The following is a 21,859-nucleotide window of genomic DNA, read 5'->3' on the forward strand; positions in this document are numbered from 1 at the left end:
GAAGTCCGATCTCATTCTGAATCCAGGCCAAATGCCGCATGAAGTGCACGCAAAGCCAACTCTGCATATTCCTCAGCGATCAATACACTGATCTTGATCTCAGAAGTAGAAATCACAGCGATGTTAATGCCTTTGGCGGCAAGCGTTTCAAACATGGTTTTCGCAACCCCAACATGAGACCGCATGCCTACGCCAATTACAGAGACTTTGACCACCTGTGCGTCTGTGAGCACCTCACGGCAAGTTATGGCATCATTTTTCTGAACAACGCTCTTCGCCCGATCAACATCAGCCCTGCCAACGGTGAAAGTGACGTCTGTCGAACCGTCTTCCGACACGTTTTGAACAATCATGTCCACATTGACACCTGCATCTGCCAAGGAGCCAAAGATTGAAGCGGCAATCCCAGGCCGATCTTCGACACCAACAAGTGTTATTTTCGCTTCATCACGGCTATACGCTATGCCGCTGACAACTTCTTTTTCCACGATTTCGTCCTCGTCACATACAAGGGTTCCAGGGGCTGTTGAAAATGATGACAACACCTGTAAACGCACATGATGGTTCATCGCCAATTCAACAGATCGCGTCTGCAATACTTTCGCACCAAGAGACGCCATTTCTAGCATCTCTTCATAGGTGATTTTGTTTAGCTTCCGCGCCGAAGGCACAACGCGCGGGTCAGTCGTATAGACACCATCCACATCAGTATAAATGTCGCAACGATCAGCATTAAGAGCGGCAGCCAACGCGACCGCCGTCGTGTCAGATCCTCCCCGTCCTAATGTAGTGACGCGGCCATCATCTCCGACACCCTGAAAGCCCGGCACAACAGCAACCTGACCACTTTCCAGCCGTGCCACCAATTCCTTAGTCTCGATTCCTGATATCCGAGCCTTACCATGTGCGCTGTCGGTTTTAATCGGAATCTGCCAACCCAGCCATGAGCGAGCCTGAACCCCCATGCCTTGCAGCACAATAGCGAGCAACCCGCTGGTCACCTGCTCTCCAGTAGAAACCACAACGTCGTACTCGCGCGCGTCATGCATGACTGAGGCATCGCGACAGTATTCAACCAGTTGATTGGTCACTCCTGCCATCGCCGAAACGACCACAGCCACTTCGTGCCCCGCATCAACCTCAGCCTTAACACGTGCGGCCACAGCTCGAATGCGGTCTAAATCCGCAACAGAGGTTCCGCCAAATTTTTGAACAATCCGCATGTTCACCCTACTTCAACCGCAGCTTTACTACCGATCGCACCTCCGAACTTACCACCTCATTGTGTGAGGGCATTGCGACCGTGACCAACCGCCCTACAATTTGCTATTGAAGTAAAGTTCGTTCTCACCACTGTGAGCGGCGTATACATACTGAAAGCCCCTTGCCCAAGCAAGAAAGGCGTTATCTTTGGAACGACATAATATGGCACAGACAAATGTGATTGATCTGGCAGAAACAGTAAAAACATCGCGCGATCAAGCCGAAATCGACGGATTTTCAGCCCAGGCTAACAGTTGGTGGGACCCTGAAGGGCCTTTTGCACCGCTCCACCATCTCAATCCAGCGCGGATGCGTATTCTCGCCGATTTGCTTTCCAGTCACTTCTCCCGGCCCTTAAACCAAGACATACCTTTCAAAAGCCTCAGTCTTTGCGACGTTGGATGCGGCGGCGGCCTGATCACTGAGCCCTTTTCTAGACTGGGTTTCCACGTGACGGGTTTAGATGCTTCCCCGGAAAATATCCGAACTGCTGAAGAGCACGCCTCGAAATCTGGACTAACAATTGATTATCGTGTCGGCCTACCGGAAGATGCAGACGTTTTAAATGGGTGTTTTGATGCCGTCCTCGCGTTAGAAGTCGTGGAACATGTGAGGGATATCCCGACATTTATTACCGGCCTAACGCAGCATCTCGCACCAAATGGTATTCTTGTGTTGTCGACGTTGAATAGGACGCTCAAAAGCTTAGCGCTCGCAAAATATGCAGCAGAATACATACTGCGCTGGGTGCCCGCCGGCACGCACACGTGGTCTAAGTTCGTCAAACCCAGCGAGTTGTCTAAACATCTCCGCGCAGCAGGGTTCAAAGTCACCGCAATACGTGGGATGGACTACGACCTAGCAACTGGGGAATGGAATGTCTGTGACGACGTTTCAGTGAACTACGTTTTAGCTGCCGTTAGAGATTAACATTGAACATCCGCATCCTCTGGCAGAAATGGTTCAGCAGAGCAAAGCTTGAGGACTTTGCATACTCCCCCTCAGAACAAAAGAAACCGCGCACACCCGGTGAACCGCCAACATCCACACTAAAAAAGTCACGGGCATATATTGAAGAAAATCGATTCTCGCTCGCCCTGCAACTCTTAAAGCAGCAGTCGCATCATCTTCATAAACATGCAGAGTACTGGTTGCTTTTGAGCGTCTGCTGCCAGTTTTTGGGACGTGCCAAGGAAGCTGAGGCAGCGCTGAGACGACACAAGAGCTTTGGTCCTGTGTCAGATGACATTGAAGGACGACATGCTCGTCTGTTGTCCGAGTGCGGCACCTATGGGCATGCTAGAAGCCTAGTAACAAGACGTATGGCTGGCTCTGCACCAACGCTGGAATCCGCCATCTCTTTTGCGCGTATACAAGAAATCTTTGGTGGCCAGCATATGGCCATCAAAACATATGAAACTCTGATAGCGAATGTGCCGCAGCATTCGGAAGCCCTGAACAACCTGGCAAATCTCAAAAAACAGCAAAATGAATATGGAGTTGCTGAGGACCTTTATCGCCAAGCCATAGTCCTTAACCCGAGCGGGGCCACCCCGCACCGCAACTTAGGAGACCTTCTTGTTAAGACGTTTCGTCTCAAGGAAGCCATAGAAGAATATAAAAAGACAGTCGCACTTGCCCCCAACAATCCTTATTTTTTGAGCGATCTGTTTTTTACGCAGCATTATTCTTCAGAATTCAATGCCAATGCGTTCAAAGCTGTTGCTGAAATGTGGGGAAAGAAGTTTACACAAAAGTCGCATAATGCGCTTAAGCAACCCCAGATTAAAAACCGTGGCCCCCTCAGAATTGGCCTGCTCTCTGGAAGTTTTCGTAGACATCCCGTCGGGTTTATTGGCCTGCCCGGACTTGAAAGACTGAGCCGAGATGAATTTACAATTTATTGTTACGCGAACCAAGTCGGCGGTGATCACTATACGGAACGGTTCCGGAAACTCAGTAAGCGATGGCGTTCCGTCACGCACCTGGACGATGACCAACTCCATGCGCTGATCTGTGAAGATCAAATAGACATCTTAATCGAGATGTCCGGACATGCCTCTGGTCATAGATTGCCCATCGTCGGACGGCGCGTTGCCCCACTACAAATTAAATGGGTTGGTGGCCAGTACAACACGATGGGCATTGAATCGATCGACTACTTTTTGTCCGATGATATCGAGTCCCCGCCGGAACACGACACATTATATACAGAAAAAATCCATCGCCTGCCGAAGGTCTACGCCTGCTATGAGCCTCCACCGGACGTACCAAACGTATCGCGCCTGCCAGCTCTTAAGAACGGTTACATCACCTTTGGCTGCCTGAACAAGAGCAACAAAATTGGCGATGCGTCCGTTTCATTGTGGAGCAAATGCTTGGCATTAGCAGCAGATAGCCGACTCATCTTACAAGGAGAGGTCTACGCTGACCAAAATGTCATAGACCGGGTTACGTCGATGTTTGCCGCCCACGGCATCTCGCCACAGCGTATTGAGTGCCGAGGTTTCGCACCCCATCCAGCCCTGTTCTCAACCTACAACGATATTGATATCGCACTTGATCCGCACCCCTATTCAGGGTGCCTCACAACCTGCGAATCACTTTGGATGGGTGTTCCCGTCGCCACCCTTCCTGGGCCAACTTTCGCCGGCCGTCACTCAGCAAGCTTTTTAACGACTGTCGGCTTAGCGGATTGGATTGCTGACTCGGAACAGTCTTTCGTTACTCTCGTTAAGGAACGGTGCAACGATCTCAAGACCCTCTCAACACTCCGAGACGGCTTGCGCACGCGCCTGTTATCCTCTCCGCTCTGTGACGCAGAGCAATTCGGCCGCGACTTAGGTCAATCTTTGAAAGACATGTGGAGAGAAAAGATATTAGAAGGCAAAGCAGCAGCCTAGGAAGTCCGTCTTTTTTGCCAGGGTACCGCAGCGATCTCGACACCTTCTTCAATGAGTTCTTGCGCTTCTTCCACGGTTGCCTCGCCGTAAATTCCGCGCGCTTCAGCTTCTCCATAATGGATTTTACGCGCTTCCTCTGGAAACTTGACGCCCACATTGTCGAAGTTTTTTTCGATAGACGCTTGCAATTCTTTTATGGCTTCAACCGCCTTCGTCATCGCAGTGGTCATATCCTCGGGGCCTAACCCTTTAGATCCCTTAACCTGGGACTGTTCCGGCACGGCAGGAGGTACGATGTCTTTGACTCCAGACTTAGAAATTCGCGGTGCCATCGGCGCTTTGCGAACCTTGACTGAGCCACAAATTGGGCAAGAAATGTCTTTGGCTTTGGACAGCGTATCGAAAGCCGCACCGTTCCTGAACCATGATTCAAACTCATGGTCTTTCTCACATACCAAATCGTAAACGATCATAGATCAGCCTTTGGCAAATTGTGTCTCCCTTTAAGGGTGACACAGTCATGTTTCAAGTTTGTTAAAGCCCTTAGACCCTGGATTTTGCAGGGATAAATGCACGGTCATGGTCCAGAGACGGCATTTTCCGTCGCGTTTTGGCAGAGACCGAAGGGTCAATCTCCGCCAGAATCACCCCTGGTTCTGTTCCCGCATCCGCTAGAATTTGCCCCCAGGGGTCTACGATAAGCGCATGCCCATAGGTTTTACGGTCATTCGGGTGGATGCCGGTCTGGGCCGGGGCCAAAACGTACGCACCCGTCTCAATTGCCCTGGCCCGAAGTAATACATGCCAATGCGCCTCTCCAGTTGGCTTAGTAAAGGCGGCTGGCACTGTGATGATGTTCGCACCCGCCTGGGCTAGGTTCCGGAACAGGCTTGGGAAACGTAAATCATAACAAATCGTCAGGCCCAACCGGCCCCAAGGCAACTCAACCACAGCAGCCTGATCGCCTGGTGCGAAAGTTGAGCTTTCCGCATAACGCTCGCCATTCCCAAGATCGACATCGAACATATGAATTTTGTCGTACTGTGCAGCAATCTCACCGTCAGGATTTAAGACATAAGTTCTATTGGCCACGCGTCCGTCATTAAGCTTTATGGAGAGGCTGCCGCAGTGCAGCCATATACCGTGCTTTTGAGCCAACACGCGGAAGGCAGTTAGCCCTTCGTGTTGGGACTCCTCGCGTGCCTTGTCTGTAATCGCCTGACGTCCCCACTCCATCATCGTGACGTTTTCAGGCATCAATACCAACTGCGCGCCAGATTCAACTGCGTTTTCAATGAGCGCTCGGGCGATCTTAATATTGTGGTGAAGATCATTACCAGCATTGACTTGCAAGCACGCAGCTTTGAAGGGTTGAGAGTCATCACTCATGAACTGGCCGCAGGTCCTGTACCCGCAGCGAGTAATTGATCTAACCCGCCTTGCTTGTCTAAGGCATAGAGATCATCGCACCCGCCAATGTGTTTTCCATCAATGAATATCTGCGGAACCGTATGGCGTCCTCCAGCACGGTTCATCATTTCTTTTTTCCGCGCAGAATCCGTCAGCACATTAATTTCTGTGAAATCTACTCCTTTTTTGGACAGCAGTTTCTTTGCGCTATAACAAAAACCGCAAAGGGGTGAAGAATAAATTTCGATAACGGCCATGGTTGAGGGACTCGGCTTCATATACGGTTGAACTTATCCAACATATTAGACCTTGCCCTTAAGGCTTCAAGGACTCCCGCACGGAATTGATCACGGTCCATGTCAGATATTGCCCTTAAGACTATCATTCTTCTCACAGGAGAGGCGGAAGCCAAGGCCCTGAGCCGTTTCCTTAAAGCTGAGAATCAGGCGCTGAATATCATATCGGCGCCGACAAGAGCGCACCTGGATAGAATCTGCGAAAACATTGGCCCTGGAACCCGTCTGATCTCGTTCTGCTCACCTGTCATCGTCCCGGCCAACTATCTGAAGAAGATAGACTGCGGAAGTTATAATTTTCATCCCGGCCCACCATCCTATCCTGGCCGTTACCCGAGTGTGTTTGCGCTCTATGATGAAGTAGAAACCTTTGGAATTACGGTCCATGAAATGGTCGAACGGGTGGATGAAGGAGCCATAATCGAAGCGCGCTGGTTCCCCATCCCACCCGACTGCGATTTAGAAACTTTGGATACGCTGGCGTTTCAGGAGTTGATCGACACCTTCCGCAAAATGGCGCGCCGCCTGAAGACAGACCTTCCCAGGTTGCGAACAAAGCCGATTGGATGGTCAGGCATCAAGAGGTCTAAAGCAGACTGTGACAGCCTGTGTAGATTAGGTCCAAACCTGTCTGACTCTGAAAGAGCAAAACGCCGTCGGATCTGTGGGCCACATCTGACAGGCGACAGCTAACCGCTGGGGGCCGGCACCCGCCCAACCACAAGCGCGTCAACGTGGGTAGCGCCAGCATTGGTTAATGCTATTGCACAGGCGTTCAGAGTTGCCCCTGTGGTCAGCACATCGTCGATGATCACTATTCTCTTCCCTGCGACGGCCGCTAGATCGATGACCTTAAAAGCATTCGCCACGTTGCGCCGTCGTGACGCTGCTGAAAGACCGCCTTGTGAAGGCGTTGCTTTAACGCGCCGCAGCAGATCGTATCGCGCAGGAACGTCAGTCTCGGAAGCAACCCAACGCGTTAATAAAGCAGACTGATTGTACGTCCGCACAAGCAGTCGCCAGCGGTGCAGCGGAACCGGAACAAGCAGATCTGCTCGCTCTAACACGTCTTTTCCAGTACGCACCATCCACCGGGCTAAGGCCGGCGCAAAGTCTGTGCGGTCCGCATACTTGAGCCGTGTGACAAGGCCGCGACTCTTTTCGGTGTATACAAAAACCGCCCGCGCCCGATCAAACGCAGGGCTGTGCTTTGAACAGGCGCCGCACACGAGCTTTTCGCCACCAAAGGTATAAGGGTCGTCGAAGGGAATGCCGCAGCGCGCGCAATATGGCGCTGTGATAAAGGTGATGTCCTCAAAGCACGTCGCGCATAAAGCGCCAGGGTCGGCTACCACTGCGCCACATCCCAAGCACTTTGGCGGCATGAGCGCATCCAACATCCGGCGTCCGAGAGCAGTAAACGCATGTCGCATCAGTTTTGGCCCCTCTTAACTCTAAACACAGGGTATCGATCTCCAAATCACCTTGCCTGCCCGATCCTTTTCCATTTGGAGACGGTATGCCATAAGCAGACCTATGGTCGCTCCACCCCTCATTTTTGATCGCAAAGCAGTCTCCCGGCACCGCTCCAGAGCCGGAGGAATTGCAGACGCGACCAATGTGCTCCTCGCCCGGAACAGAGATCAACTCCTCGATCGCTTGATGGACGTTAAAAGGACATTTACCAGCGCTTTATCGCTTGGCTGCCGATCGGGGTTAACCGCAGAACATTTAAAAACAGAACGAGGCATCGCAACCGTTATTGCAGCTGATTATGCAGAGTCCTTCGCTCGCCAGGCCGGCAACGCGGGACTTTTGTCTGTTGCCTGCGATGAAGAATGGATTCCCTTTTGGACCGATGCTTTTGACTTGATCATCGCCGAACACACGTTGCATTGGACCAATGATCTGCCCGGCGCGCTGATTCAGTTGCGGCGCTGCCTTCGGCCTGATGGCTTGTTCCTTGCTAGCCTTTTTGGTGGCAGCACGTTGCATGAATTGCGCGACGCTTTTATCTCCGCAGAAAGCGATTTACTGGGCGGTGTGACACCGCGGGTCTCCCCTTTTGTAGATGTGCGAGACGCCGGTGATTTATTAATGCGCGCTGGTCTCGCGCTCCCTGTCGCCGACACAGACATCATAGAAATGGAATACGAAAATTTAAATGCTCTGATGTCCGATCTCCGGCTTATGGGAGAAACAAACGCCGTTAAAGACCGCTACACAGGTCTCTCAACGGCTCGACTGTTCGCCGCTGTCGAGCAGGTCTATCGCCAACGGCACACCACCAAGAATGGTCATCTAAAAGCGAGCTTCGAGATCGTGACGCTAACCGGCTGGGCCCCCTCCGAAACGCAACAGAAAGCGCTAACACCTGGAAGCGCAAAAGGGCGTCTCGCAGATGCATTAGGCACAGAAGAAAGCAAACTATAAGCGACGCCGATCAAAAAGGATCACAGACCTATGAAATTTAAATCACCTCTGCTCAAAGGCACTCTGGTCAAACGCTACAAGCGTTTCTTTGCCGACGTCGCGCTGGAGTCTGGCGAAACCGTGACCGCACACTGCGCCAATTCCGGCTCAATGCTTTCTGTTAAGCCCGAGGGCGCGCCAGTTTGGATATCACCCGCAAACAACCCGAAGCGGAAACTTCAATACACTTGGGAAATTGTTGAGATTGAAGGCCACAAAGTCGGAATCAATACAGCTCATCCTAATCTCATTGTATCAGAAGCCATTGAGGCAGGAGAGATTCCTGAACTGGCGGGCTATGACTCTCTGCGGCGTGAAGTCAAATACGGCCAAAACTCCCGCATTGATGCGTTGCTCGAAGCTGAAGGCAAGCCATCCTGCTATGTAGAAGTCAAAAACGTCACCATGAAGCGGGATTTGACGCCCTCAGGCAAAGCAGAATTTCCTGATTCCGTAACCTCGCGAGGTGCCAAACATTTGGTTGAACTCGCTGATATGGTGGCTGAAGGTCATCGCGCCGTGATGTTCTATCTGGTCCAGCGCGGAGACTGTTTTGCCTTTTCAGTAGCCGGTGATATCGACCCAGATTATGAGGCCGGATTAATCGCCGCAATGAAAGCTGGCGTGGAGGTTATCTGCTATCAGTGCCATGTGACACCTAAGGAAATCAGCATTTCCGCGCCCTTGCCCATGGATTTACCAAGCTGAAACCCCTATATGTGAAGCTACTCTCTACCCTGATTTGATAGAATTGGCTGCCTGATGAACCTAGCTCTGGAAACAGAACCAAGACCGCGCCCGAACGAAATCCCACTGCACGGGCCAGAAGCGTTTGAGGCTATGCGCAAATCAGGGCGTTTCGCAGCTGAGATACTTGATTTCATCACACCCCACGTCGTACCGGGTGTGACGACCGGCGAGCTTGATAAACTTTGCTACGATTTTCACGTAGAGCATGACGCCGTTCCGGGCCCACTCGGCTATCGCGGTTTTCCAAAATCCATCTGCACCTCCATCAATCATGTGGTGTGTCATGGCATACCGGGCGACCGGCCTTTAAAGGACGGAGATATCGTTAACATTGATGTGTCTCCGATTATCGACACTTGGTTCGGCGACACCAGCAGAATGTTCTTCGTTGGCGATGTGAAAATTAAAGCCAAGCGACTTGTTGAAGTCACTTACACGGCGATGATGAAAGGAATTGAAGTCGTCAAACCGGGAGCAAAACTCGGCGACATCGGGCACGCGATTCAAACCTACGCAGAAGGTGAGAGATTCTCAGTTGTCCGCGATTTCTGTGGGCACGGCATCGGTCAGGTGTTTCACTCAGCCCCCAACGTGATGCACGTTGGCCGACCCGGAACAGGGGTCACGCTTGAAGAAGGCATGTTCTTCACCATTGAGCCGATGATCAATGCAGGGCGCTATGATACGAAGATTTTGGACGATGGATGGACGGCGGTCACCCGCGACAAATCACTCTCAGCACAGTTCGAGCACACCATCGGTGTGACGGCTGATGGTTTTGAGATTTTCACCCTGTCTCCCAAAGGGTACACCTGCCCGCCTTTCGTCGGCTAACCGCCGATGGCCAAAAAGCGCCCAACTTCGAAAGAAGATCGCGCGCTTGGCGAAGCACATCAGGACTTATTCCTCGAGAAAGCAACTCCCCCATCTAAGGCCGGCTATCACGGGCACCGGGCTCGACTCCGGGCTCGTTTCTTGGATGCTGGCCCTCAGGCCCTAGCCGATTATGAACTGCTTGAACTGCTTCTGTTTTCTGCCCTTCCCCGGAAAGACACCAAGCCAATCGCCAAGGCCCTCATTGAAACGTTCGGCTCCTTCGCAGATGTCATCACCGCTGACTCAGATAAACTGCTAGCAGTAGACGGACTGGGCGAAAGTGCAGTTGTCTCGCTAAAGGCCGTGCAAGCTGGTGCGACCCGTATGCTGCGCGCACATGTCATGGACCGTCCAGTCATCTCGTCCTGGCAGGCATTGATCGACTACTGCACCGCTCAGATGACGTTTGAAGATGTCGAGCAGTTCCGCATTCTGTTTCTCGACAAGAAGAACAAGCTGATTGGCGACGAAGCGCAGCAGCGCGGCACGGTGGATCATACGCCGGTGTACCCACGGGAAGTGGTCAAACGGGCGCTGGAATTGAATGCCAGCGCGATCATTATGGTCCACAACCACCCGTCAGGGGATCCAACCCCGTCTCAAGCTGACATCGCCATGACGAAGAAGATCGTTGAGGCGCTTGAGGCTGTCGGACTCATTCTGCACGACCATCTTGTGCTGGGCCGGGGCCGCCATATCTCCTTCAAGCAAGAACGTCTGCTCTAGGGTTTCCGCCTAAATCTGGGCTCTTTCCAGGTAGAAATAGGACCCACCATCTGGAAGTCTGGCGCAGAACTCTTTATACCCACCTCAGACACTCATCTGATCAGGATTACGCCAATGATTCCGCGGTATGCGCGACCAGAGATGGTCAAAATCTGGGAACCCGAAAACAAGTTCCGCATCTGGTTCGAGATTGAAGCGCATGCCTGTGACGCCCAAGCTGAACTTGGTGTTATTCCCAAAAGCGCTGCGGAAGCGGTGTGGAAACACGGCAAATTCGAAGTCGACCGGATTGATGAGATTGAGCGCGAAGTAAAGCATGACGTCATCGCGTTTCTAACCAATCTGGCCGAGCATGTTGGGGATGAGGCCCGCTTTGTGCACCAGGGCATGACCTCTTCTGACGTCTTGGACACATGCTTGTCCGTCCAGTTGGTCCAAGCCACTGATATTCTACTGGCTGATATTGAGTTGCTGCTGGAAGCCATCAAGCGCCGCGCTTACGAGCATAAAATGACCGTATGTATGGGCCGTAGCCATGGCATCCACGCCGAGCCAACCACGATGGGCCTAAAATTTGCGGGCATGTATGCGGAGTTTGATCGCAACCGCACCCGTCTTCAGGCAGCCCGCGCCGGGATCGCCACCTGCGCGATTTCGGGGGCGGTCGGCACCTTCGCCAACATCGACCCTAGCGTCGAAGTCCATGTCGCCAAAGCGCTTGGGCTTGAGGTTGAGCCTATTTCCACGCAAGTGATTCCACGGGATCGGCATGCCGCCTATTTTGCTACATTGGCCGTCATTGCCAGCTCGGTTGAGCGGATCGCCACAGAAATTCGGCACCTCCAGCGCACGGAAGTCCGGGAAGTGGAAGAGTACTTCTCGCCTGGACAAAAAGGCTCATCGGCCATGCCGCACAAACGCAATCCGGTGCTGACAGAAAACCTCACCGGACTGGCCAGAATTGTGCGCGGCTTTGCCATCCCGGCCATGGAAAATGTGGCGTTGTGGCATGAGCGCGATATCTCGCACTCGTCTGTGGAAAGATACATCGGGCCGGATGCAACGATCACTCTCGACTTCGCCCTCGCCCGCCTGACAGGCGTCATCGACAAACTGGTGCTTTACCCTGACGCCATCGACAAAAACCTCAATGGCATGGGCGGCTTAGTCTTCTCTCAGCGGGTGTTGCTGGCGCTCACGCAGGCGGGAGTCAGCCGCGAAGACTCGTACCGTTTGGTTCAGCGCAATGCGATGGAAGTGTGGGACGGCAAAGGCGACCTGCTGTCACGCCTGAAAGCAGACAGCAACGTCACGGACAAGATATCAGCTGATTCCCTAAGTGAGTTGTTCGCCATGGAGTATCACACCAAACACGTGGATACGATTTTCGCACGCGTGTTTGGCTAGGTGAGTGTTTGGTTAGGCGCCTTCGACGATCTGCTTATGGGCTTCAGCCATGCATTCTGACAACTTGGCATTCAACTCGGCGTCGTCGATAGAGAGACCTTTCGCTGCGATGTCGGCTTTGACTTTATCGAGCATGTCGTCGTCGCCGGGCTTTTCGAAGTTAGAATCAACCACTTCAATCACGTAGGCCGCTTCTTCAGCGCCGGTCATGCCAAATTTCGCGGCCAACCAATGCCCTAAAAGCTTATCGCGGCGCGCCTGGACCCGAAACTGCTGATCTTGGTCCATTTCAAACTTCCGCTCGAAACCCTTTTCGCGATCTTTAAACGAATCATTCATGATATTTCGTACCTTCGCTGACTTGATGGCCGGGGCTCACGCCTCGTTTCATTCCTGAGAGTGATATAATGGGCCAAGCCGCGCGGCGCAATTGCCAAAACAATACGATTCTGCGACACATCCATCATGTGCACAGTGGTTATTCTTCGCAGGCCCGATCATCCCTGGCCTGTGCTTATCGGGGCCAACCGCGATGAGCAGGTCAACCGCCCCTGGAAAGCCCCGGCGCGCCACTGGCAAGACCGGCCCGATGTTGTGGCCGGACTCGATGAACTGGGCGGCGGTACGTGGATGGGACTGAATGATACAGGTGTTGTGGCCTGTATTCTCAACCGACGCGGCACGCTCGGACCGCAAGACGGCAAACGCAGCCGGGGCGAAATCGTCCTGGATGCGCTGGATCATCCTGACGCAGTGCCAGCCGCAGAAGCCTTGGTCCAACTGGATGGCCGGGCATTTCGGGATTTCAACTTGCTGATCGCTGATAATAGAGACGCTTTTTGGCTAAAACTCGATTCCTCCGGCTCTGATCATGTCTCTGTTCAGGAAATTCCGCTTGGACTGTCGATGCTCACAGCGGGCGAATTGAACGATCAGAATACGCCACGGATTGCACGCTTTCTGCCGCAATTTGGAGAGGCTACCGTTCCAGAGCCAGAGGAAGGAATCTGGGCGGACTGGCAACATCTCTTGGCCGCCGGGCCAGACGCAGATGAGCCTGACGTCGCCATGTGTTTTCGCACAAGCTCTGGATTCGGCACATCCTCAAGCAGCTTGGTGGCTTTGCCCTCGGTTGAGGCCGCACATGCCCCGGTCCCGCAACAGATGAAGTGGCTTTTTGCCCCCGGGCCGCCCGATTCGGCTGCTTTTGCGCCAGTCGATCTGTCTCATTGATCAGAAAACCCGCCGTTTCCGGGCCTAGATATGAGTGTTTGAGAGGGACCGCCGGTCCTGCTATATCCCCCTCTCCTCAGGTTCCTTCGCTGCATTGGGTTTGCGAAGGCAAATTCCGGTGCACCTCACACCATGCCCAAGCGCAAACAGATTTTCGAAGGCAAGGCTAAGATCCTCTATCAAGGACCAGAGCCAGGCACGATTGTTCAATATTTTAAGGACGATGCGACCGCCTTTAATAATAAGAAAAAAGGCACGATCACCGGTAAGGGCGTGCTGAACAACCGCATTTCAGAATATCTGATGCAGCGCCTAGAAGACATTGGCATCGCGACCCATTTCGTGCGCCGCCTGAACATGCGGGAACAATTGGTCAAAGAAGTTGAGATCATTCCCATCGAAGTTGTCGTGCGCAACGTTGCGGCAGGTTCAATTTCAGAGAAATTCGCGATCCCGGAAGGCACACGCCTGCCGCGGTCAATCGTTGAGTACTATTACAAAAACGACGAACTGAACGACCCGCCGATCTCTGAAGAACACATCACCGGTTTTGGCTGGGCGACCATCCAGGAAATTGATGAGATGCTGAACATGTCCCTCAGGATCAATGACTTCCTGATGGGCCTGTTCCTCGGCATTGGCATCAAGCTAGTCGACTTCAAGCTGGAATATGGCCGCCTGTATCATGATGGTGGAGATATTCAGTTGGTTTTGGCGGATGAACTGTCACCGGACAACTGCCGTCTGTGGGACGTGCACACGGACGAGAAGATGGATAAAGACCGTTTCCGCCGCGACATGGGTAAAATCGAGCAAGCCTATCAAGAAGTTGCACGACGCCTTGGTATTTTGCCAGAGAGCGGCCCAGGCGATATTCAAGGAACCGACACCCTGCAGTAGCGATGTTATGATTGACGTAATCACTCCCCCTAACTGAGAGAACCTGTTAGCTCTATGGCCAAAGCGACCGTGCATGTAACCCTGAAATCCGGGGTTCTCGACCCTCAAGGAAAAGCTATTCAACACGCCCTCGAAAACCTTGGGTTTTCTGGCATTGAAGGCGTCCGGCAGGGAAAGTTCATTGAACTGGACCTGACAGAAACAAATACGGCAAAAGCCAAAACCGATGTTGAAAGTATGTGCCAGAAGCTGCTGGCCAACACGGTCATTGAATCCTATCGGGTTGAGGTGAGCGATTAAGACATGAGATCCGCTGTCATCGTTTTCCCCGGCTCTAACTGCGACAGAGACATTGCTGTGACCCTCACCAAGGTCACGGGTCAAAAACCCGAGATGGTTTGGCATCGCGACACCGCGTTGCCTGACGGCCTTGATCTCATCGCTGTGCCGGGTGGCTTTTCCTACGGCGATTATTTGCGCTGTGGCGCTATGGCCGCCAACTCCCCGATTATTGCGGATGTTAAAAAGAAAGCAGACGCTGGCGTGCTCACGCTGGGCATCTGCAACGGCTTTCAGGTGCTGACGGAATGCGGACTGCTCCCCGGGGCCTTGATCCGCAACCGGAACCTCAAATTCGTCTGCCGTGACGTTCTGTTATCGGTTGAGCAGCCAGACAGTCCCTTCACATCGCGCTACAAAAAAGGCCAGATCATTCGCATCCCGGTGGCGCATCACGATGGCAACTACGTCGCTGATGAAGACACCCTGCAACACCTCGAAGACGATGGCCGCGTGGCCTTTCGCTACAGCGATGAACAGGGGCACGCCTCTGAAGCCGCCAACCCAAATGGGTCGGCGCGAAATATCGCCGGTGTATTCAATGAAAAGCGAACCGTCCTCGGCTTGATGCCCCATCCAGAACGTCTTTCGGACGCGCGGTTAGGTGGTGTTGACGGGAAACCGATGTTTGAAAGCCTGTTGGAGCGCCTGTCATGACGCTGCCGAATACAAAAATCTCTAAAGAAGACATCACCGCCCACGGCCTGACCGAAGAAGAATACCTTCGTGTTCTGGACATTCTGGATGGCCGGGAACCCAACCTGATTGAATTGGGTATTTTCTCGGTCATGTGGTCCGAACATTGCTCCTACAAATCCTCGAAGAAGTGGCTCAAAACCCTGCCCACAAAAGCCCCCTGGGTGATCTGTGGACCGGGTGAAAACGCGGGCGTGGTTGATATCGGCGATGGCCTGGCGGCGATCTTCAAGATGGAAAGCCACAATCATCCGTCGTTCATTGAGCCGTTTCAGGGCGCGGCAACCGGGGTCGGCGGGATATTGCGCGACGTCTTCACTATGGGTGCACGACCGGTCGCGAATATGAACGCGTTGCGCTTTGGCGACATCAACCACCCCAAAACCAAGCATCTGGTGGCCGGCGTGGTCAGCGGCATCGGCGGTTACGGCAACTGCGTGGGCGTGCCGACAGTGGGCGGCGAGGTGAATTTCCACCCGGCTTACAACGGCAATATCCTGGTCAACGCCATGACCGTGGGACTGGCCGAAAAGGATCGTATTTTCTATTCCGCCGCCTCTGGGCCAGGCAATCCGGTGATCTATGTCGGTTCTAAAACCGGCAAAGACGGCATTCACGGCGCGACGATGGCCTCAGCCGAGTTTGACGAAGACACAGAAGAAAAACGGCCCACAGTGCAGGTTGGCGACCCATTCACGGAAAAACTGCTGATCGAAGCCTGCCTGGAATTGATGGCCACCGATACGATTGTGGCCATTCAGGATATGGGTGCAGCGGGCTTGACCTGCTCGACCTTTGAAATGTGCTCCAAGGGCGGCACCGGCATTGAGATGAACCTGAACGCAGTGCCCATCCGTGAAGCCGACATGACACCTTACGAAATTATGCTGTCGGAAAGCCAAGAGCGCATGCTGATGGTGCTGGAGCCGGGCAAGGAACACATCGCCCAGGCAATCTTCGAGAAATGGGAACTGGATTTCGCCGTGGTGGGGCACCTGACCGACACCGGGCGCATGATCCTGATGAAAGACGGACAGCAAGTGGCCGATCTGCCGATTGATCCGCTGGCGGAAGCATCGCCGGAATACGACCGCCCCTGGGTACCGACCCCGGATGCCGAAGTTGTGGCGTCGGACGTTGTGCACCATGGCGACTGGACCGACAGCCTGAAAAAGCTGATCGCGGCCCCTGACCTCGCCAGCCGCCGCTGGGTGTGGGAGCAGTACGATCACATGGTCATGGGCGACACGGTGCAACGTCCGGGCGGCGATGCGGCGGTGGTGCGCATTCATGACTCCGAGCGCGGTCTGGCGATCACCACCGATTGCACTCCACGGTATGTCAAAGCCAATCCCTTTGAGGGCGGCAAGCAGGCGGTCGCGGAAGCCTGGCGCAACCTGACCGCGACCGGCGCAAGACCGCTGGCGGTGACTGACAATTTGAACTTCGGCAACCCTGAGAAACCCCCGATTATGGGGCAGCTGGTGGGTGCGATTCAGGGCATTGGCGCGGCCTGTACGGCGCTGGATGCCCCGGTCGTCTCGGGCAATGTGTCGCTGTACAACGAGACCGATGGCCAGCCGATTTTGCCGACCCCGGCCATCGGCGCAATTGGCATTATTGACAACCTGGACCACGCCGCCACCGCAGGCTTTAAGGCCGAAAGCGAGGCCGTATTGCTGATTGGTGGACCGGACTCGGTGACAGACGGCTGGCTCGGGCAGTCGATCTACCTGCGTGATCTGCACGGCCTGGAAAACGGTGCGCCGCCGCCGGTTGATTTGGCCCAAGAGCGTGCCACAGGCGATGCGGTCCGCGATCTCATCACCTCGGGCAAAGCCACAGCCTGCCACGATGTGTCTGATGGTGGCGTGTGTATTGCCCTGGCGGAAATGGCCTTGGCGGGCGATATCGGCGTCACAATCGATACCGGATCTGATGTCTCAGCCCCCTGGCTGTTTGGCGAAGATCAAGGACGATACCTCATCACCTGCAACGCAGACCACGCTGCAACACTCCTCACAGGTCTCACAGACGCGGGCCTGACGGCGCGGCAGATCGGCATCACGGGCGGCGATGCTGTGGGCGTCGCAGGTGGAGCCTCTGTGCCAGTCAAAACCCTGCGCGATTTGCATGAGGGCTGGTTCCCGTCCTATATGGCTGCTTAAGGGCGAAGCCCGCAGACACCACACACAGAGGAGCACGACCATGGCGATGACCGCTGCCGAAATCCAAGAGATGATCAAAGCTGCCCTGCCAGACGCAGAGGTGGTGATTGATGACCTGCGCGGCGATGGCGATCACTATGCCGCGCGGGTGGTGTCAAAAGCCTTTGAAGGCAAAAGCCGGGTGCAGCAGCATCAGATGGTGTATGCGGCGCTGCAGGGCAAGATGGGCGGGCAGTTGCACGCCCTGGCCCTTCAGACCTCGACTCCAGACGCTTAAGACTGAAAAGCGTCGTTCCACACGCTATTTTCCGGTTTCCCTTGCCAAACCGGCAGCAAGCCCTATATCCCTGGGCCTATGAAGGCTGCTGAACCCAGCCCATCTTCAGTTTTTTTCGGAGTATTCTCCTATGTCAGACAACCCGGCCATTGCCCAAATCAAAGACGACGTCGAAAACAACGATGTGGTGCTGTTCATGAAGGGCACCCCGATGTTTCCGCAATGTGGATTTTCCGCCTCTGTGGTGCAGATTCTGAGCCAGTTGGAAGTCAAGTTTAAGGGCGTCAACGTGCTGGAAAGCGACGAACTGCGCCAGGGCATCAAAGACTTCACCCAGTGGCCAACTGTGCCTCAGCTGTACGTAAAGGGTGAATTTGTTGGTGGTGCCGACATCGTGCGTGAAATGGCGATGAACGGCGAACTGGAAGACCTGATGAAAGAAAAACAAGTCGCCAGCGCCTAAGAAAGCCGGGCCTTTAAAATGCCTCTTGTAAAATAGAATTCTTGTCGTCTTCGGACTTGATCCGAAGACCCAGAGAAACAACCTGCCGATTTTGTAATTTACCCTGGACCCTCGGGACTAAGCCCGAGGGTGACGGGAAATGTTCTATCGCGCGGTTTCTGTAAACCAGCCCTCATCTGCGAGCACCTACGCCTGCACAACACCGGCTGTCTTAGAGCCTAGAAAAATTTTGATAAGGGCTTTCGGAGCGAAGAATCTTGTTTCTGGTGGCCCCAACCTTGGAACGAGCCCATGCACGACAACCACTTTTCAATAAAATCAAAGACTTAGGGTGGAGCGAAACGAGCCCATGCACAACAGTGTTGCGCGGTTGAGTCCGAAAATTTCTACCCCCCTAAAAGGCTAGTGTTTCTGCCGGTTAGTGGCCCTGGCACTCTTCCAAAGTTTTGAACTGGGTGCCGTTGGCATCAAAATTATTCGGCGACAGCCACGCCTCAAGCCCGGCCTTCACCTGCGCCCACTCGCCATCGGTGATGGAGAACCACGCGGTGTCACGGCTGCGGCCTTTCACAACCATATCGTTGCGGAAGGTGCCTTCATAGACAAAGCCAAAGCGACGCGCGGCGCGGGCGGAAGCGGCGTTTTGATCATCGCATTTCCATTCGTAGCGGCGATAGCCGAGGTCATCGAACACATGACGCGCCATAAGGTACAACGCCTCGGTGGCTTGGCGCGTGCGTTGCAAGCGTGGCCCAAACACCACACAGCCAATCTCGACGCTGCCATGGGCTTCACGCAGGCGCATAAAACTGAACATGCCAGCGATGGTGTCTGTCGCGGCATCGATAATCACCATCGTTTCCCACCCGCTGCTCACGCGCTGACGCTCGAACTCTGGGGGAAACGTATCGGCGTTGAGAAATGGCCCGATAGGCATGTACGCCCATAGCGCCGCATTCTCGTCCCCACCAACTGCGGCATACAGACCGGCCTCATGTTGCGTCCAGTCGAGGGGCTCCAGCCGCACGGTCTCACCTGTGAGGGTGACCGAGCCAGGCCGCGCACGCGGCGCCCAGGTGGAGAGGTCTTGAATCATGACCAGAGCTTAGCGGGATGCGATGGACCGTGGAACCCTAGTCAATGCTGACGATATATCGTGATCTTGATCAACTTCACCTGTGCAAGGTTGATATATTGTGTTCACCTCACCTTCATAAAAATTGGAAGGAGGTCGGTGATGACTCTGCAACTCAGCCGACGGGCAGCGATAAGCACGTCCGCAGCCGGGTTAGCGGGCGTGGCACTCAGTGGCTGCTCCGGCGACGCGGATGTTTATGACCAAGCTGCAGCTGATTTGAGACGCCCGCTCTCAGGCGACCCAAGCCTGCAAGAGTTGGTGCGATATGCCACCATAGCAGCCAATAGCCACAACACGCAGCCCTGGATATTTCAGCCAACAGATTTGGGTATTGATATTCTGCCCGATTTCACACGCCGTACACCAGTCGTCGATCCGGATGATCATCATCTGTTTGCGAGCCTCGGCTGTGCCACAGAGAACCTTCACCTTGCCGCGCAAGCGAGTGGTCAAGCTGGCGAGGTTGTGTTCGACTCTTCAGAAGACGGTGCTGCCCGTATCGACTTACGGTCAAGCGCAACAAAGAACAGTGACCTATTTGGGGCCATTCCAGCGCGTCAGTGTAGCCGCGCCGTCTATGAAGCACGCCTGGCCCCGATGGATGTAGTGGCGCGCCTCGCCCTGGCCGCCAACAGCTATGGCGTTGAGGCGATGATCATAACCGAAACGGCGATGACGGAAGATATTCTGGCGCTGATTCTGGATGGCAACAGCCGCCAGGTTGAAGACCCAGCCTTTGTGTCTGAACTAAAAGACTGGCTACGGTTTAACCCAACCGCCGCCATGAGGACCAACGATGGTCTCTACAGCGCGTGTTCAGGCAACCCCACCCTGCCGGATTGGCTGGGCTCTTTCACCTTCGATATGTTTTTCACCACAGAGGCTGAGAATAAAAAGTATGCCGAGCAAATCAGGTCGTCTTCCGGCCTCGTGGTTTTTGTCGCAGCCACCGACGACAAAGAAGGCTGGTTTAACGCAGGGCGGGCGTATCAACGCTTCGCGTTGCAAGCCACAGCGGACGGGCTGCAAAATGCCTTCGTCAATCAAACCATAGAAGTGCCCGAGATGCGCCGGCCGCTTCAAGATTTACTGGGTCTTGGCGAGCGCCGCCCGAATCTGGTGGTGCGTTTCGGCTACGGCCCGGCGATGCCGCAGTCTCTGCGCCGCCCAGCGACCGAAGTGATGGTTTAAACAAAGATTGCTTGCTCTCGGAGCGTCCAATTAAGATAGACTTCTTCAATACACTGGTATTGATTACGCTTTATAATAAGTTAAAGAGTCCTGTTGGCCTCTCTCATCAAACTTCAAAAGTGCAGCTAGCTCCCAGGAAGGCCTATCGTACTTATTGTTATTCAAGAAAGATGGTCGCCTCTCGACTTTTTTTAGACGCGAGAACGGTGTTGGCATCGCAACCAACATTCTTTCATATCTAACTATGTCGGCTTTTTTGGTCGGTAAAAATTGCATCCCCGCCTTTCGAAGTTGCCTTATAATTTTCCAGAACTGGTCGTCATCATGTACATACCTTCTTAAGGCAGCAACTTCGCGGTTCAATATAGCTTTCTCAGATGCACGGTAGCTCTGAGTCATAGCCTGAGCTATTGTCGCGCCGATACCTGCTTGTTCCATAATTCTAAAAATCTTACCAGGCGCTTTGAGGCGGCGCTCTTGTCTGTAGACATTTTCTGGACTTAGCCAGTGTGTAACTGAAATCTCGTTTAGTACACCGCCAGAAAACTCTTTGGCCTTGCGTAAGAGGTCAGAAACACCGCCATAGTATGTTTGTGTTGATCTTGCAGAGATATTCAAGTTAGGCGTACTGATATTTGCCCATATTGTAGGACTGTAAGAACTGACCCGAATAAGAAGCGTAAAATTATTTTTATACACTTCTTTAGCTTTTTGCTTACACGTCTGCAGAGACTTGTTGAAGACTTCATCAGAGTCCTCAGGTTTTAAAAATAGTCGCCTTGTATTGAGGTATGCTTCACTAAGTTGAATTGAATCTACAAGCATCACAAACTCGCTTTATGGGTGTATGCGTCACGAAACACCTAAAGGAACTCGCATGATAAATAGGAATTTCACGCCCAACTTTAGCATGTATATTGATATATACATTACTACTGTTTGCAAATACTTATGACCGCCATAAAGATTCCCACACTAATTCTGCGCTTCACAAAGTTTATACTAACCTTAAGTCTGAGCATTACTGTATTTGAAAAAGACGCCCACGCCTATCAGGGCATCGCCCTCGCGCGGGAGTGCCGCCTGACCGAAGGCGAGGCCGCCGTGCGCTGCGCTGCGTTTATTGATGGCTTCATCGCCGGGGCGCAGATGTCGATCGACGGGCAACCGCTGCCACGCTGGAGCCACATGGGGTATAACTGGTGCGACGCAGGCGTACTGGAACCGGATGCGGTGCGCACCGCCCTGATTGACGCGGCCATGACCCAAACCGCCGTGTTGCATTTTCCCGCCAGTCTGGTGCTGGCGCAAACGTTGAGTGCCAAATTTTCGTGTGAGGATTAAGGGCACC

Annotated in this window: 25 protein-coding genes; 17 read left to right on the forward strand and 8 right to left on the reverse strand. The window is 53.6% G+C overall.

Annotated features, from left to right (window positions below; translation table 11 throughout):
- Positions 1-11: 11 nt before the first annotated feature.
- A complete protein-coding gene (locus RIC29_00735) occupies positions 12-1,223 on the reverse strand; it encodes an aspartate kinase (GenBank protein ID MEQ8733420.1) in 1,212 nt (403 codons plus the stop codon).
- 202 nt (positions 1,224-1,425) lie between these two features.
- On the opposite strand from RIC29_00735, the gene ubiG reads away from it, so the two are divergent.
- Positions 1,426-2,193 (forward strand): bifunctional 2-polyprenyl-6-hydroxyphenol methylase/3-demethylubiquinol 3-O-methyltransferase UbiG, encoded by a 768-nt coding sequence (gene ubiG / locus RIC29_00740; protein MEQ8733421.1) that lies wholly within the window; start codon positions 1,426-1,428, stop codon positions 2,191-2,193.
- A gap of 305 nt (positions 2,194-2,498) precedes the next feature.
- Positions 2,499-4,166 carry a hypothetical protein gene (locus tag RIC29_00745; GenBank protein MEQ8733422.1) on the forward strand — a complete coding sequence of 556 codons (1,668 nt, stop codon included), beginning with the start codon at positions 2,499-2,501 and terminating at the stop codon, positions 4,164-4,166.
- Here the strand turns inward: RIC29_00745 and RIC29_00750 are convergent.
- The 3 genes from RIC29_00750 to grxC all read right to left on the reverse strand — a co-directional run bounded on the left by RIC29_00750 (position 4,163) and on the right by grxC (position 5,833).
- A complete protein-coding gene (locus RIC29_00750) occupies positions 4,163-4,639 on the reverse strand; it encodes a DUF1178 family protein (protein ID MEQ8733423.1) in 477 nt (158 codons plus the stop codon). The two genes, RIC29_00745 and RIC29_00750, sit on opposite strands and share 4 nt — an antisense overlap.
- A gap of 70 nt (positions 4,640-4,709) precedes the next feature.
- Positions 4,710-5,555: a carbon-nitrogen hydrolase family protein gene (locus tag RIC29_00755; protein ID MEQ8733424.1), complete on the reverse strand. Its 846-nt coding sequence runs from the start codon at positions 5,553-5,555 to the stop codon at positions 4,710-4,712.
- Positions 5,552-5,833 carry a glutaredoxin 3 gene (grxC, locus tag RIC29_00760; GenBank protein MEQ8733425.1) on the reverse strand — a complete coding sequence of 94 codons (282 nt, stop codon included), beginning with the start codon at positions 5,831-5,833 and terminating at the stop codon, positions 5,552-5,554. The genes RIC29_00755 and grxC overlap by 4 nt, the downstream gene beginning before the upstream one ends.
- Positions 5,834-5,932: 99 nt before the next feature.
- Between grxC and RIC29_00765 the strand changes: the two genes are divergently transcribed.
- Entirely contained in the window at positions 5,933-6,565 is a 633-nt protein-coding gene (locus tag RIC29_00765) for a formyltransferase family protein (GenBank protein ID MEQ8733426.1), read from the forward strand.
- Here the strand turns inward: RIC29_00765 and RIC29_00770 are convergent.
- Positions 6,562-7,305, reverse strand: a complete 744-nt coding sequence (locus RIC29_00770) for a ComF family protein (GenBank protein ID MEQ8733427.1) — start codon at positions 7,303-7,305, stop codon at positions 6,562-6,564. The genes RIC29_00765 and RIC29_00770 overlap by 4 nt on opposite strands.
- 103 nt (positions 7,306-7,408) lie before the next feature.
- Here RIC29_00770 and RIC29_00775 point away from each other — a divergent pair, with 103 nt between their 5' ends.
- The 5 genes from RIC29_00775 (at position 7,409) to purB (ending at position 12,103) form a co-directional block, all read left to right on the forward strand.
- Positions 7,409-8,305: a methyltransferase domain-containing protein gene (locus RIC29_00775; GenBank protein MEQ8733428.1), complete on the forward strand. Its 897-nt coding sequence runs from the start codon at positions 7,409-7,411 to the stop codon at positions 8,303-8,305.
- Positions 8,306-8,335: 30 nt separating this feature from the next.
- Positions 8,336-9,052, forward strand: a complete 717-nt coding sequence (gene sfsA, locus RIC29_00780) for a DNA/RNA nuclease SfsA (GenBank protein ID MEQ8733429.1) — start codon at positions 8,336-8,338, stop codon at positions 9,050-9,052.
- A gap of 54 nt (positions 9,053-9,106) precedes the next feature.
- Positions 9,107-9,928, forward strand: coding sequence for a type I methionyl aminopeptidase (map, locus tag RIC29_00785; GenBank protein MEQ8733430.1), 822 nt, complete (start codon positions 9,107-9,109; stop codon positions 9,926-9,928).
- Positions 9,929-9,934: 6 nt separating this feature from the next.
- A complete protein-coding gene (gene radC, locus RIC29_00790) occupies positions 9,935-10,696 on the forward strand; it encodes a DNA repair protein RadC (GenBank protein ID MEQ8733431.1) in 762 nt (253 codons plus the stop codon).
- Positions 10,697-10,810: 114 nt separating this feature from the next.
- Positions 10,811-12,103, forward strand: a complete 1,293-nt coding sequence (gene purB / locus RIC29_00795; GenBank protein ID MEQ8733432.1) for an adenylosuccinate lyase — start codon at positions 10,811-10,813, stop codon at positions 12,101-12,103.
- Positions 12,104-12,115: 12 nt separating this feature from the next.
- Here purB and RIC29_00800 read toward each other — a convergent pair whose 3' ends face one another.
- Positions 12,116-12,442, reverse strand: a complete 327-nt coding sequence (locus RIC29_00800) for a DUF1476 domain-containing protein (protein ID MEQ8733433.1) — start codon at positions 12,440-12,442, stop codon at positions 12,116-12,118.
- 126 nt (positions 12,443-12,568) lie between these two features.
- Between RIC29_00800 and RIC29_00805 the strand changes: the two genes are divergently transcribed.
- The 7 genes from RIC29_00805 to grxD all read left to right on the forward strand — a co-directional run bounded on the left by RIC29_00805 (position 12,569) and on the right by grxD (position 18,179).
- Positions 12,569-13,336, forward strand: coding sequence for an NRDE family protein (locus RIC29_00805; protein ID MEQ8733434.1), 768 nt, complete (start codon positions 12,569-12,571; stop codon positions 13,334-13,336).
- A 132-nt stretch (positions 13,337-13,468) separates the two neighbouring features.
- A complete protein-coding gene (locus RIC29_00810) occupies positions 13,469-14,236 on the forward strand; it encodes a phosphoribosylaminoimidazolesuccinocarboxamide synthase (protein MEQ8733435.1) in 768 nt (255 codons plus the stop codon).
- A 54-nt stretch (positions 14,237-14,290) separates the two neighbouring features.
- Positions 14,291-14,536, forward strand: coding sequence for a phosphoribosylformylglycinamidine synthase subunit PurS (gene purS, locus RIC29_00815; GenBank protein MEQ8733436.1), 246 nt, complete (start codon positions 14,291-14,293; stop codon positions 14,534-14,536).
- Positions 14,537-14,539: 3 nt separating this feature from the next.
- Positions 14,540-15,232: a phosphoribosylformylglycinamidine synthase subunit PurQ gene (gene purQ, locus RIC29_00820; protein ID MEQ8733437.1), complete on the forward strand. Its 693-nt coding sequence runs from the start codon at positions 14,540-14,542 to the stop codon at positions 15,230-15,232.
- Positions 15,229-17,439, forward strand: a complete 2,211-nt coding sequence (gene purL, locus RIC29_00825; GenBank protein ID MEQ8733438.1) for a phosphoribosylformylglycinamidine synthase subunit PurL — start codon at positions 15,229-15,231, stop codon at positions 17,437-17,439. Before purQ ends, purL begins: the two co-directional genes overlap by 4 nt.
- 40 nt (positions 17,440-17,479) lie before the next feature.
- Positions 17,480-17,716, forward strand: coding sequence for a BolA family transcriptional regulator (locus tag RIC29_00830; protein MEQ8733439.1), 237 nt, complete (start codon positions 17,480-17,482; stop codon positions 17,714-17,716).
- A 130-nt stretch (positions 17,717-17,846) separates the two neighbouring features.
- Positions 17,847-18,179 (forward strand): Grx4 family monothiol glutaredoxin, encoded by a 333-nt coding sequence (gene grxD / locus RIC29_00835; protein MEQ8733440.1) that lies wholly within the window; start codon positions 17,847-17,849, stop codon positions 18,177-18,179.
- 418 nt (positions 18,180-18,597) lie between these two features.
- Here grxD and RIC29_00840 read toward each other — a convergent pair whose 3' ends face one another.
- Positions 18,598-19,275, reverse strand: a complete 678-nt coding sequence (locus RIC29_00840; protein MEQ8733441.1) for a GNAT family protein — start codon at positions 19,273-19,275, stop codon at positions 18,598-18,600.
- A gap of 141 nt (positions 19,276-19,416) precedes the next feature.
- On the opposite strand from RIC29_00840, the gene RIC29_00845 reads away from it, so the two are divergent.
- Positions 19,417-20,508, forward strand: coding sequence for a Tat pathway signal protein (locus tag RIC29_00845; protein MEQ8733442.1), 1,092 nt, complete (start codon positions 19,417-19,419; stop codon positions 20,506-20,508).
- Between the two features lie 63 nt (positions 20,509-20,571).
- On the opposite strand, the gene RIC29_00850 is transcribed toward RIC29_00845, so the two are convergent.
- The gene (locus RIC29_00850; protein MEQ8733443.1) at positions 20,572-21,333 is read right to left on the reverse strand and encodes a hypothetical protein; all 762 of its coding nucleotides are present in this window, start codon (positions 21,331-21,333) and stop codon (positions 20,572-20,574) included.
- A gap of 126 nt (positions 21,334-21,459) precedes the next feature.
- Here RIC29_00850 and RIC29_00855 point away from each other — a divergent pair, with 126 nt between their 5' ends.
- On the forward strand, positions 21,460-21,852 hold the full coding sequence (locus RIC29_00855) for a Rap1a/Tai family immunity protein (GenBank protein MEQ8733444.1): 393 nt from the start codon (positions 21,460-21,462) through the stop codon (positions 21,850-21,852).
- The last annotated feature ends 7 nt before the right edge of the window (positions 21,853-21,859 follow it).

This window comes from Rhodospirillaceae bacterium (assembly GCA_040219235.1).
Classification (GTDB): Bacteria; Pseudomonadota; Alphaproteobacteria; order Rhodospirillales; family Rhodospirillaceae; genus WLXB01.